We start from the raw sequence: 12,035 nt of genomic DNA on the forward strand, positions 1-12,035 counted from the left end.
TTGCCTGCATCGCAAGACGATTTGGTCGGTGCTGGACAAGGACACCTATGACACTCATCCAGCAACTCAGTGTAGAAGCCGGCCTCAAGGCCGAGCAGGATTTACTGGCTTCGGTATGCGCCGCAGAGCTGGAGGCGGGTGTCTTGTTCTGGCAACCCACGGACCGTGCGCTGGTGATGCCGCGGCGCTTGAGCCGGTTACCGGGTTTCGAGCAGGCCAGTGCAGAACTGGCGGCCAGCGGCTGGCCCATTCTGTTGCGCGAAACCGGTGGTGAGCCTGTCCCTCAGTCAGCAGCGACGATCAATATCGCTCTGGTCTACGCACCGGCGCGTACTGAAGGTGATCAGGGACGTATCGAAACGGCCTATCGACGGTTGTGTGAGCCGATCTGCGATTTACTGACAGAGCTGGGGGGCGTGGCGTCTTTGGGGGAAGTCGAAGGCGCGTTTTGCGATGGTCGCTTCAACGTCAACCTGAATGCGCGAAAGCTGGTGGGAACTGCGCAGCGTTGGCGGCAGAGCCAGGGCGGGCAGCGGCCTGTGGGCCTGGTTCACGGAGCATTACTGGTTGAAAACGAGCGCGACTCGATGGTGGCTGCAGTCAACCGCTTCAATCAGTTATGCGGGCTGGAGCAGCACTGCCGTGCCGAGAGTCATATCGCACTGCATGAAGTGTTTTCTGCGCCCGATTTCTTCGAGCGTTTGAGCACCAGTTACCAACAAATTCTGGTGCCCTTGCTGAAGCCTTAGCGTGTGCCGAACACCACCATGGTTTTCCCTTTGACGCTCACCAGGTTCTGTTCTTCAAGATCCTTGAGCACACGGCCGACCATCTCGCGGGAACAGCCGACAATTCTGCCGATCTCCTGACGGGTAATCTTGATTTGCATGCCGTCGGGGTGGGTCATTGCATCGGGTTGTTTGCACAGTTCCAGCAGGCAGCGGGCCACTCGCCCGGTCACGTCGAAAAATGCCAGGTCGCCGACTTTTCGTGTGGTATTGCGTAAGCGTTGTGCGATTTGGCCGCTGATCGCATAAAGAATTTCCGGTTCTTGCAGCGCATACTCTCTGAATTTCGTGTAACTCATTTCTGCAATCTCGCACTCAGTCTTGGCGCGAACCCATGCACTGCGAGCCTGCTCCTGTCCTGGCTGTTCAAACAGACCCAGTTCGCCAATGAAATCGCCGGGGTTGAGATAAGCAATGATCATTTCTCGACCATCATCGTCCTCAATCACAATCGTGACCGAGCCTCTGATTATAAAAAACAGTGTGTGTGAGTTTTCACCGGCGCAGATGATGTTGTTCTTGGTCTGATAGCGTCTGCGTTGGCACTGAGTCAAAAATTTGTCGAGATTTTTGATTTTTGGTATGGGAGTAAAAGCAACCATTGTTGTATCCCGAAGCATGCACAGTAAGGGTTGTGTCTATTTTTTATATCGCTCTGGCTGGTTGGCGCCAGTGATTTGGCGCCAGCTTAACAGACAGATTCTTAACGGTTGTCAGAATTTTCCTGATGCTCCATGTCGCAATGGATAAAGGCTTCGGTGTGGTGAGCGCTCGGTTTCGGGCGCTGTGCTAAGCTGGCGCCCCTTTTAAATCAGTGGAGTCTGGGCGATGAAGGCACGCATTCAATGGGCTGGCGAAGCCATGTTTCTGGGCGAATCGGGCAGCGGCCACGTCGTTGTGATGGACGGCCCACCCGAGAGCGGTGGTCGTAACCTGGGCGTTCGACCGATGGAAATGCTTCTGCTGGGGCTCGGTGGTTGCAGCAACTTCGATGTTGTTAGCATCCTCAAGAAGTCGCGTCAGGCAGTTGAGAGTTGCGAGGCATTCCTGGAAGCCGAGCGCGCCACTGAAGACCCTAAGGTTTTCACTAAAATTCACCTGCACTTTGTGGTGAAAGGTCGTGGCTTGAAAGAAGCTCAGGTCAAGCGTGCCATCGAACTGTCTGCCGAAAAGTATTGCTCCGCGTCGATCATGCTTGGCGCCGCCGGTGTAGCCATCAGCCATGATTATGAAATCATCGAGTTGGGCTGAGTCGCCATTGCATGCAAGCTGGCGCAGGTTTCGAACAATAAAAAAGGCGGCTACCGGTAGGTAGCCGCCTTTTTTATATGCCCATGAGCGAATCGCCAGCTCCTGGCGTATTCAAGTCGTGCCGGCAGTCAGATGCGGTAGGTGCTTTTGGTCATGACTTTGGCCATCAGGCTCATGCCGAACTTCACTGGAGCAGGAAAGCGGAACCCGCCGGCATTGAGTGCGGACTCTGCATGTTGCTCTTCATCGATGCGCATCTGTTCAAGGATCGCCCGTGATTTCTCATCTTGCGCGGGCAGTTGCTCAAGATGCTCGTTGAGATGTTTGCACACTTGATCTTCGGTAGCGGCAACAAACCCGAGGCTGACTTTGTCGCTGATTAATCCTGCCGCAGCCCCGATCCCGAAGGACATGCCGTAAAACAGCGGGTTCAACAGACTTGGATGGCTGCCCAGCTGGCGGATGCGCTGTTCGCACCAGGCCAGGTGGTCAATTTCCTCTTCTGCTGCCTGCTCCATGGCTTCGCGCACTTGGGGCAGCTTGGCGGTCAGGGCCTGGCCTTGATACAAGGCCTGGGCACAGACTTCACCGGTATGGTTGATGCGCATTAACCCGGCCACATGGCGACTTGCCTGTTCGTCCAGCGGGTTTTCAGGTTTGACGATGGCCGGCGACGGGCGATGGGGCTGGCCGCTGAACGGCAGCAAGGTACGCAGCGCTGTGTCGGCCTGTAACAGAAGACGGTCAATCGGCGAGTAGTGACGTTGGGTAGTCATGCTTACCTCCGGAAAAAATCACGGCGGTCAGTTTACCCCAATCGGGCGTACAGGGTTTGCGCTGGATCACCGCTGAACGTGGGAGCCGGGCAGCGCCCACGATGGCGTACGGTTTTGCAATCAGCCCGGCGGCCAGTTCATCTGGCGCTGACCCAGAACGTGCATATGAATGTGGTAGACCGTTTGGCCACCCTTTTCATTGCAGTTCATTACCACGCGGAAACCGTCTTCGCAGCCCAGCTCTTTGGCAAGGCGTTGTGCGGTAAACAGGATGTGCCCTGCCAGTAGTTTGTCTTCTTCCTGCAGGTCGTTGAGGGTGCGGATCGGTTTTTTGGGAATGACCAGAAAATGGATCGGCGCCTGTGGGGCGATATCGTGAAATGCCAGCACCTGATCATCTTCGTAGATGATCTTGGCGGGTATTTCACGGTTGATGATTTTGGTGAACAGAGTATCCAAAGCTGTGTCTCCGTGAGTGAAGTCCGGTCCGAGTGTACTCAGGGCAGCGGATTACGCCCAGTCCGGTTAACGCGGGCAATAGGATTTGTTGACCCGGGCGGCTATTTTTCTCGTCATCCAGCGCGAGAAGAAGCGTGGCATACGGGTTATCCAGCGATTGCGCCGGCCCGGAATTATGATCGCCTTGTTTTTCTCCAGCGCGCGTACGGTATAGAGCGCAACTTCTTCGGGAGTCATGGCGCCTTCGCTTTGCTTGACCTTGTCGGCGTTCATTCTGGCCGCGTCGAAGAAACGGGTTCGCGTGACACCGGGGCAAAGTACCGAGACCTTGATCCCGGTTTTCTTTACCTCTTCGCGCAAGCCTTCGGAAAAATGCAGCACATACGCTTTACTGGCGAAATAAGTGCTCAGCCAGGGCCCGGGCTGGAAGGCTGCAATCGAGGACACATTGAGGATTTGCCCGCCGCCCTGGACCGCCATCATGTTGCCGATGGCATGGCATAACCGCGTGAGAGCCAGCACGTTGAGCTCGATCAGATCTTGTTCGGCGCTCCAGTCATGCGCCAGGAAGGGGCCGCAAGTGCCAATGCCCGCGCAATTGACCAGCAGGTCGATCTGCCGGTCACCTTCTTCGAGCTCAAGTAAAAAGCCGGAAAGACGCAATGGCTCGCCAAGATCACAGGCCCTGAACAGTACCTCTACGCCGAAACGCTGGGTCAACTCCAGCGCAATGCTTTCTAGCGCGTCCCGCTGGCGGGCCACAAGAATCAGGCTGCGACCGCGGCGGGCGAGGGCTTCGGCCAGAGCCAGGCCAATGCCGCTGGAGGCGCCAGTGATTAAAGCGTAACGGGTCATGCTGTTCTCCATCGCAACGGTGCAGTCCGGTGACAATGATGTCCCTGGCGTTAACGCGTTCATTTAGACGCGCAGTCTACAGACTGTTGCTGTTGGCTGCGTTGATCAACGAGTCCTGCAGGCCAAGAGCCAGGCCGATGATCAGGATGAAAAGACCCAAAACCATCAACACAATGTTAATCCAGGCCAGGACTTTGACCGCCGTGCTGTTGGGTGGAGGTGGCAAACCGTACTTGTTGGGCCCCGGGGTGCCGGGCATCAACAGCAGTGCAAGGGTTAACACCAGATTGGCCACCGGCACCAGATGCAGCAACAGCATCCATGCGGACCAGTTGAGGTCGTGCAGGCGTTGCGCATTGATTCTGAGATTGACCACGACGAAGACGAGCGTCAGGGTCGCGCCAAAGGTGATGGCCAGAGTGGGGGACACCTTGATCGCAAGCAGGACCAGTAGGGCGACAACGCTGGCGATGAGACCCAGAATCAGGCTCCAGGCCAGCAGGCGCATACGTCCGATCCGTCCGCTGAACCCCAGGGGATCTGGATACGCGTAGTGCTCCTCGGGCGTTTTTTCCAGGCTGAGTTCTGTCATGTCTGCTTCCTTGTCAGGCGGTCATTAGCAAAGAGCCCGCTGTAGTGGGCGGGCCGGGGGAGTATCAGTGATGGGGCCAGTGTCGGGCCAGTTCGCGGGTGAGGCTGTGGGCCTTGCGATATTCCTCTTCCAGACGTGCGATCAAGTGCTCAGTTGTCGGCAGATCGTTAATGCCTCCTGCCCCCTGGCCGGCGGACCATACCGTTTTCCAGGCCTTGGCTTCTTCAGTCAGGGGCTTGAGTTTGGTCTCGCCTTTGCCTTGAAGTGCGTCGAGGTCGAAGCCCGCGCTTTCGAGGCTTTTGCGCATGAAGTTGGCGGGCACACCCGAGACGGCCGGGGTGTGGATGATGTCGGCTGCCCGGGATGCCAGCAGCATGTCTTTGTACGCATCAGGCGCATGGCTTTCCCGGGTGCCGATAAAGCGGGTTCCGAGGTAGGCAAGGTCGGCACCGAGGATTTGCGCGGCGAGAATCTCATGGCCGTGGTTCATGCAGCCGGCGAGCAACACTGTTTTATCAAAGAACTGGCGAATTTCAGCCAGCAGCGCAAAAGGGCTCCAGGTTCCCGCATGGCCACCGGCACCTGCGGCGACTGCAATCAGGCCATCGACCCCGGCTTCTGCGGCTTTTTCTGCATGGCGTCGAGTGGTGACGTCATGGAACACCAGGCCGCCATAACTGTGGACGGCATCCACGACTTCCTTTGCCGCGCCCAGGCTGGTGATGATGATCGGGACTTTGTGCTCAATACAGATCGCCAGGTCAGCCTGTAGCCGTGGGTTGCTGTTATGCACGATCAGGTTCACGGCGTAGGGCGCGGGATTATCCAGTAAGGCCAGGCCCGCTTCTATTTCCTCAAGCCATGCTTTGAATCCATTGCTATCGCGTTGGTTGAGCGCAGGAAAACTGCCCACAACGCCATTGCGGCAGCAGGCCAGGACGAGTTGAGGGTTGGAGATCAGAAACATGGGGGCTGCCACCACCGGCAGGCGCAAGCATTTTTCGAGCAAAGCGGGCAGTGACATTGGATAACCTCGGTAAATGGCGGGGCGGGTTTAAAAGGGTTTGACCACTGCCAGAATGACGATGGCCAGCAAGAACACTACCGGTACTTCGTTGAACCAGCGGTAGAACACGTGAGAGCGCTTGTTTTCGCCGCGGGCGAAGCGTTTTACCTGGGCGCCACACATGTGGTGGTAGCCGATGAGCAGAATCACCAGTGTCAGCTTGACGTGCATCCAGCCCTGACTGAAGTAACCGCTCGGGTTAAGGCTGATCAGCCAGCCACCGAAAATCAGGGTGGCAATCATTGCCGGTCCCATGATGCCGCGATACAGCTTGCGCTCCATGAGGCTGAATCGCTCCTTGCTCACGGCGTCCTCGCTTTGTGCGTGGTAAACAAAGAGGCGGGGCAAGTAGAAGAGGCCTGCAAACCAGCAGACGATACTGATGATGTGGAAGGCTTTGAGCCATAGATAAAGCATTTTTAGTTATTCCCAGGTTCACGGTAGATCAAATAGTAGTAGTAGAGCGTCCGGGAGTCACCTTGACGGTTGTCGCAGGGGCGCGCTGTCCCTATTATCGTGGGCTTTCCAGTGGGTTCGTTGAGGGGCAGGTTATGGTCAAGGTCGGTATTGTCGGCGGCACGGGTTACACCGGGGTCGAATTGCTGCGATTGCTGGCACAGCATCCGCAGGCTGAAGTGGTTGTCATCACTTCTCGATCCGAGGCGGGCCTGCCTGTTGCCGATATGTATCCCAACCTGCGCGGTCATTACGACGGTCTGGCGTTCAGCGTGCCTGATACGCAAGCCCTGGCTGCGTGCGATGTGGTGTTTTTCGCCACACCCCACGGCGTAGCCCACGCCCTGGCCGGCGAGTTGCTGGAGGCGGGTACCAAGGTGATCGATCTGTCGGCAGATTTCCGCCTGCAGGACGCAGATGAGTGGGCCAAGTGGTACGGTCAGCCCCATGGCGCGCCGGCGTTGCTCGACGAGGCGGTATACGGCCTGCCGGAAGTGAATCGCGAGCAAATCAAACAGGCGCGCCTGATCGCGGTGCCGGGTTGCTATCCGACTGCAACCCAATTGGGTTTCCTTCCATTGCTGGAAGCGGGGCTGGCGGATACTTCGAGGTTGATCGCCGATTGCAAGTCAGGCGTGAGCGGTGCCGGTCGCGGTGCGAGCGTAGGTTCGCTGTACGCTGAAACGTCCGAAAGCATGAAGGCATATGCCGTTAAAGGTCATCGCCATTTGCCCGAAATCCGTCAGGGTTTGCGTCGTGCTGCCGGCAAGGATGTCGGTCTGACCTTCGTACCGCATCTGACGCCGATGATTCGGGGTATTCACTCGACGCTGTATGCCAACGTGGTAGATCGTTCTGTGGACCTGCAGGCTTTGTTTGAACAGCGTTATGCCAACGAGCCTTTCGTTGATGTGATGCCAGCCGGCAGCCACCCGGAAACCCGCAGTGTGCGGGGTGCCAACGTGTGCCGTATTGCTGTGCATCGGCCACAGGATGGCGATCTGGTTGTCGTGCTGTCGGTGATCGACAATCTGGTCAAGGGGGCATCAGGCCAGGCGGTACAGAACATGAATATCATGTTCGGCCTGGATGAGCGCCTGGGCTTGTCCCACGCCGGAATGTTGCCCTGAAACAGCTGCAGGCTTAAAGCTACAAGCTGTAAGTGAGGGCGCGGCATGCTTGCAGCTTGTAGCTGATCGCTTGCTGCTGCCCTCAAATAGTTGACCGCTTTTCTAGGAGAAGCGGATAATGCGCGTCATCACGCATTATGGCGGCACATCGCCGGGAGATAATCAGCATGAGCGTCGAATCCTTCACCCCCATGGCTTTGCAATTCACCGAAGGTGCTGCGCACAAGGTGAAGAGCCTGGTCGATGAAGAGGGTAATGATCGTTTGAAGTTGCGCGTTTTTGTTACGGGCGGCGGTTGTTCCGGTTTTCAGTATGGCTTTACCTTCGATGAAGAAGTGGCCGATGACGACACCATTGTTGAGCGCGAAGGCGTAAGCCTGGTGGTCGATCCGATGAGCTTCCAGTACCTGGCGGGTGCCGAGGTGGATTATCAGGAAGGTCTGGAAGGCTCGCGCTTTGTGATCAAGAACCCGAATGCCACCACAACATGTGGTTGCGGATCATCGTTCTCGATCTGATTGCGCAGTACAGGTTTCACACTCAACGCCGCGTAGTTTCGCGGCGTTTTGCTGTCTGGCGTTTGTGCGGGCAGGTCAGGCCGGGTAGATGCCGCCCAATACCCGCAGGCCGCGGGCCCCGGTGACACTGGGACGATTGGTGGGGATGTTTTCCAGGCAGCAGTGCGCCAGCCATGCAAAGGCCATGGCTTCGACCCAGTCAGGGTCTACCCCTTTGACCAGGGTGCTGTTGACCTTGGTTTGCGGGAGCAGTTGCGCAAGACGTGTCATCAAGGCCGCATTGTGGGCGCCGCCGCCGCACACCAGTAGTTCGTCGGTGTGGGGCTGAGCCGACTGCAGCGACTCTACGATGGTCAGTGCCGTGAGTTCGAGCAGCGTTGCTTGCACGTCTTCAGTGGGGAAGGTTGGCAGGGCGAAGAGGTGATGTTTCAACCAGTTAAGGTTGAACACTTCCCGGCCAGTGCTCTTCGGGCCCTTGGTCTGGAAGAACGGGTCGCTGAGCAAGGCGTTAAGCAGCACAGGTTCAACCTTGCCACTGGCGGCCCACTGGCCGTTGCGGTCGTACAGTTCGCCGCGCTGTTCTTGTATCCAGGCATCGAGCAGGACATTGCCTGGCCCACTGTCGAATCCAGCTACAGGGTTCGTTGGAGTTATCAGACTCAGGTTGCTGAATCCTCCTACGTTCAATACAGCTCGATGTTCATGCTCGCCCGTAAACAGGGCTTCATGGAAGGCCGGGACCAGCGGTGCTCCCTGGCCTCCAGCGGCAACATCACGGCGACGGAAGTCGCCGACCACGCAGATGTTGGTCAGCTCGGCCAATAGGGCCGGGTTGCCGATCTGTACGGTGAAGCCCAGGGCAGGTTCGTGGCGGATGGTCTGGCCATGGCTGCCGATTGCCCGGATGTCTTGCGGGGTTAGCTGCTGCTGGGCAAGGAGCGTGTTTACGCCTTGAGCGGCCAGTTCTACCCAGTGGTTTTCGGCAATGGCACAGCGTGCCACCTCGTCAGGTCCGCTGGCGCACAGGCCCAGCAATTCGCTGCGCAGGGCGGCGGGCATCGGGATGTAGTGGGTGGCGAGCAGGGTGATGCTCGCCCCCAGCTCGATAAGGGCGATGTCCATGCCATCGAGACTGGTGCCGGACATCACGCCTATATAGAGGGCCATCGCTTAGCGCTTGCTCGAGGCCAGGAGGGTGGCCTTTTCCTGGTTCATGCGGGCCATTAGCGGCTGGCTTTGCTGCAGGAAGCGCGTGCGCTCAGCTTTGGCAATCGGATCAGCCATTGGTAGCTTCTGGCCCAGGGGATCAACGTGCACACCGTTGACCTGGAACTCGTAATGCAGGTGAGGACCCGTGGAAAGGCCTGTTGTGCCGATAAACCCGATCACCTGCCCTTGCTTCACCGATCCGCCGGTTTTAATGCCTTTGGCGAAGCCCTGCATGTGCCCGTAAAGGGTGCGGTAGGTATTGCCGTGTTGAATGATTACGGTATTGCCGTAGCCGCCACGACGGCCAGCGAGCAGTACTTTGCCATCACCGGCTGCTTTAATCGGCGTACCGCGCGGCGCGGCATAATCTACGCCTTTGTGGGCGCGGATCTTGTTCAGGATCGGGTGTTTGCGGCCTGAGGAGAAGCGCGAGCTGATACGGGCGAAGTCCACCGGTGTGCGGATGAATGCCTTGCGCATGCTGCTGCCGTCAGCCGTGTAGTAATTGCTGACGCCTTGCTTGTTTGTATAGCGTACGGCGGTGTAGGTCTTGCCGCGGTTGGTAAAGCGCGCCGAGAGGATGTTGCCCGTACCCACCGTTTTACCGTTGGCCACTTTCTGCTCGTAGATCACTTCGAACTGGTCGCCCGGGCGAATGTCCTGTGCGAAGTCGATGTCGTAACCAAACACTTTGGCCATTTCCATGGTCATGCTGTGGGGCAGGCCGGCACGCTGGCCAGATGCTGACAGCGAGCTGGAGATAACACCGTGTACATAGGCCGAGCGCACTACGGGAAGGGTAGTAACACGCCGGAATGTATAGCCCTTGGCCGATTTGCTGAGGGTGATGGTCTCGAGGTCGCTAACCTGGCTGTGCAGGTTGTTCAGTTGGCCATCGGGGCCCATTTCAAATTCGAGCTTCTGCCCGTGTTTCAGCTGGCTGAATTGTTTGGCTTGCTTGTCGCTTGCCAGGATTTCATGCACTGAGGTGGCAGGAAGGCCTACTTTAGCGAACAGGGTCGAGAGTGTATCGCCCTTGGAAACCACTACTTCGCGGTGGCTGGGGGCTTTGTCTTCCTCAACTTTTGCTACAGGGTTGTCCTGTTGTTCAATTTGGGCAAAAGGCGATGGAGTCGCTTCATTTGTGGCCTGAGTGAGTTCTGCAGCGTCTTGATCTTGTGTCAGTTGTTCTGCAGGCGTTTCCAGTTCCAGATTTAGAGTCGTTCTTTTGGCTTCTACTTCGCTGGAGGGAAATACCAGCAGGGCCAGACTCAAGAGGGCGGCGATACCACTTGCTGCGAGCAGGTGGGTCTTCGGATAAAGCGGTGGCGCTTTAGGCGGTTGACTGGTCATAGATAATTTGACTTTGAATAAAGGATGAATTGGAAAAGATGACTGGCACGGTGAAGATGAAATAACTGTATAAAATATAACCAAATCGCCCTTGAAGCAAGTCCGCGAGCTATTCGCGCGCGGATAGTTGCCGTATGCCGCCCGGAACTTGTAATTAGTCCCTGATCTTGTATGGTTGGTTCCCTTTGAATTTGAGCCTTACGGGTCTGATATGAAGTCGGTTGAAGAGCAGCTAGCGCTAATCAAGCGTGGTGCCGAAGAGGTACTGGTCGAGTCTGAACTGGTCGAGAAACTCAAGCGCGGTCAGCCGTTGCGGATTAAGGCCGGATTCGACCCCACGGCGCCTGATCTGCACTTGGGTCACACCGTACTTATTAATAAGCTGCGTCAGTTCCAGGAGCTGGGGCATCAGGTGATCTTCCTTATTGGTGATTTCACCGGGATGATTGGCGATCCGAGCGGCAAGAGTGCAACGCGTCCACCGTTGACCCGTGAGCAAGTGCTGGCCAATGCCGAAACCTACAAGACTCAGGTGTTCAAGATCCTTGATCCTGCAAAAACCGAGGTGGCATTCAACTCCACCTGGATGGATCAGATGGGGCCGGCCGATTTCATTCGCTTGACCTCTCAGTACACCGTGGCTCGCATGCTTGAGCGCGATGACTTCGATAAGCGCTACACCACGAATCAGCCGATTGCCATCCACGAGTTTCTTTATCCGCTGGTGCAGGGATATGACTCTGTTGCCTTGAAGGCAGACGTGGAGCTGGGTGGTACCGACCAGAAGTTCAACTTGTTGATGGGTCGTGAGCTGCAGCGCGGCTACGGTCAGGAAGCCCAGTGCATTGTTACCATGCCGCTGCTTGAAGGGCTGGATGGCGTCAAGAAGATGTCCAAGTCTCTGGGCAACTATGTTGGCATCCAGGAAGCTCCGGGTGTGATGTACAGCAAGCTGGTGTCTATTCCGGATGCGCTGATGTGGCGTTACTTTGAGTTGCTGAGCTTTCGTTCGATGGACGAGATCGATGCATTCAGGGCTGAGGTTGAAGCTGGTGCAAACCCGCGCGATATCAAAATCAGGTTGGCGGAAGAGATTGTGGCCCGGTTCCATGGTGAAGAGGCTGCTGCAAATGCCCATCGCGGTGCGGGCAACCGCATGAAGGATGGCGAGTTGCCTGATGATCTGCCTGAGGTCGAGTTGACCGCTACTGAGGATATGCCGATCGCTGCAGTCCTTAATAAGGCCGGGCTGGTGAAGAACTCTGCGGTTGCGCGGGATTTGCTGGGTTCCGGTGGTGTACGTATAGATGGTGAGGTGGTTGACCGCACCTATATATATGCACTGGGCTCGACCCATGTTTGTCAGGCGGGGAAGAAGGCGTTTGCCCGTATTACCCTGAAAGCTGAATCAAACTGAAATAAGAGCTGGACGGCGCATTTTATTAACCTATAATGCGCCCACTTCCGGCGCAGTCGAAACGGAAAACTCCTTGAGTTTCAATGAGTTGGATGGTTCTTCGGCAGTGTCAGCTTCAAGTCATCGAAGCAGGAAATGAGGTGTTGACAGCAGCGTGTAACGCTG

General features: G+C 56.8%; 14 protein-coding genes. 5 read left to right on the top strand and 9 right to left on the bottom strand.

The window, feature by feature from the left end; genetic code table 11:
• Positions 1–47 precede the first annotated feature (47 nt).
• Positions 48–749, top strand: coding sequence for a lipoate--protein ligase family protein (locus tag EQV90_RS05515; RefSeq protein WP_240877844.1), 702 nt, complete (start codon positions 48–50; stop codon positions 747–749).
• On the opposite strand, the gene crp is transcribed toward EQV90_RS05515, so the two are convergent.
• On the bottom strand, positions 746–1,390 hold the full coding sequence (gene crp, locus EQV90_RS05520; RefSeq protein ID WP_202210233.1) for a cAMP-activated global transcriptional regulator CRP: 645 nt from the start codon (positions 1,388–1,390) through the stop codon (positions 746–748). The two genes, EQV90_RS05515 and crp, sit on opposite strands and share 4 nt — an antisense overlap.
• 226 nt (positions 1,391–1,616) lie before the next feature.
• Here crp and EQV90_RS05525 point away from each other — a divergent pair, with 226 nt between their 5' ends.
• The gene (locus tag EQV90_RS05525) at positions 1,617–2,039 is read left to right on the top strand and encodes an OsmC family protein (protein WP_003444470.1); all 423 of its coding nucleotides are present in this window, start codon (positions 1,617–1,619) and stop codon (positions 2,037–2,039) included.
• A gap of 128 nt (positions 2,040–2,167) precedes the next feature.
• On the opposite strand, the gene coq7 is transcribed toward EQV90_RS05525, so the two are convergent.
• The 6 genes from coq7 to hemJ form a co-directional block, all read right to left on the bottom strand.
• The gene (coq7, locus tag EQV90_RS05530; RefSeq protein WP_003444469.1) at positions 2,168–2,815 is read right to left on the bottom strand and encodes a 2-polyprenyl-3-methyl-6-methoxy-1,4-benzoquinone monooxygenase; all 648 of its coding nucleotides are present in this window, start codon (positions 2,813–2,815) and stop codon (positions 2,168–2,170) included.
• 120 nt (positions 2,816–2,935) lie between these two features.
• A complete protein-coding gene (locus tag EQV90_RS05535) occupies positions 2,936–3,274 on the bottom strand; it encodes a histidine triad nucleotide-binding protein (protein WP_003444467.1) in 339 nt (112 codons plus the stop codon).
• A 66-nt stretch (positions 3,275–3,340) separates the two neighbouring features.
• A complete protein-coding gene (locus tag EQV90_RS05540) occupies positions 3,341–4,129 on the bottom strand; it encodes an SDR family oxidoreductase (RefSeq protein ID WP_010656637.1) in 789 nt (262 codons plus the stop codon).
• Between the two features lie 76 nt (positions 4,130–4,205).
• Positions 4,206–4,721 (bottom strand): DUF805 domain-containing protein, encoded by a 516-nt coding sequence (locus tag EQV90_RS05545; RefSeq protein ID WP_127197090.1) that lies wholly within the window; start codon positions 4,719–4,721, stop codon positions 4,206–4,208.
• A gap of 64 nt (positions 4,722–4,785) precedes the next feature.
• Entirely contained in the window at positions 4,786–5,745 is a 960-nt protein-coding gene (locus tag EQV90_RS05550; RefSeq protein ID WP_003444464.1) for a nitronate monooxygenase family protein, read from the bottom strand.
• A 30-nt stretch (positions 5,746–5,775) separates the two neighbouring features.
• Positions 5,776–6,204 (bottom strand): protoporphyrinogen oxidase HemJ, encoded by a 429-nt coding sequence (gene hemJ / locus EQV90_RS05555; RefSeq protein ID WP_003444463.1) that lies wholly within the window; start codon positions 6,202–6,204, stop codon positions 5,776–5,778.
• Positions 6,205–6,338: 134 nt separating this feature from the next.
• On the opposite strand from hemJ, the gene argC reads away from it, so the two are divergent.
• On the top strand, positions 6,339–7,373 hold the full coding sequence (gene argC, locus EQV90_RS05560) for an N-acetyl-gamma-glutamyl-phosphate reductase (protein ID WP_240877845.1): 1,035 nt from the start codon (positions 6,339–6,341) through the stop codon (positions 7,371–7,373).
• Between the two features lie 167 nt (positions 7,374–7,540).
• Positions 7,541–7,891 carry an iron-sulfur cluster insertion protein ErpA gene (erpA, locus tag EQV90_RS05565; RefSeq protein ID WP_003444456.1) on the top strand — a complete coding sequence of 117 codons (351 nt, stop codon included), beginning with the start codon at positions 7,541–7,543 and terminating at the stop codon, positions 7,889–7,891.
• Positions 7,892–7,966: 75 nt separating this feature from the next.
• Here erpA and EQV90_RS05570 read toward each other — a convergent pair whose 3' ends face one another.
• On the bottom strand, positions 7,967–9,058 hold the full coding sequence (locus tag EQV90_RS05570; protein ID WP_060781716.1) for an anhydro-N-acetylmuramic acid kinase: 1,092 nt from the start codon (positions 9,056–9,058) through the stop codon (positions 7,967–7,969).
• 3 nt (positions 9,059–9,061) lie between these two features.
• Entirely contained in the window at positions 9,062–10,453 is a 1,392-nt protein-coding gene (locus EQV90_RS05575) for a peptidoglycan DD-metalloendopeptidase family protein (RefSeq protein ID WP_127197092.1), read from the bottom strand.
• A 211-nt stretch (positions 10,454–10,664) separates the two neighbouring features.
• Between EQV90_RS05575 and tyrS the strand changes: the two genes are divergently transcribed.
• Entirely contained in the window at positions 10,665–11,870 is a 1,206-nt protein-coding gene (gene tyrS, locus EQV90_RS05580; protein ID WP_003444446.1) for a tyrosine--tRNA ligase, read from the top strand.
• The last annotated feature ends 165 nt before the right edge of the window (positions 11,871–12,035 follow it).

The sequence above is a fragment of the Pseudomonas sp. TMW22089 genome (assembly GCF_022496645.1).
Taxonomy (GTDB): domain Bacteria; phylum Pseudomonadota; class Gammaproteobacteria; order Pseudomonadales; family Pseudomonadaceae; genus Aquipseudomonas; species Aquipseudomonas paraversuta.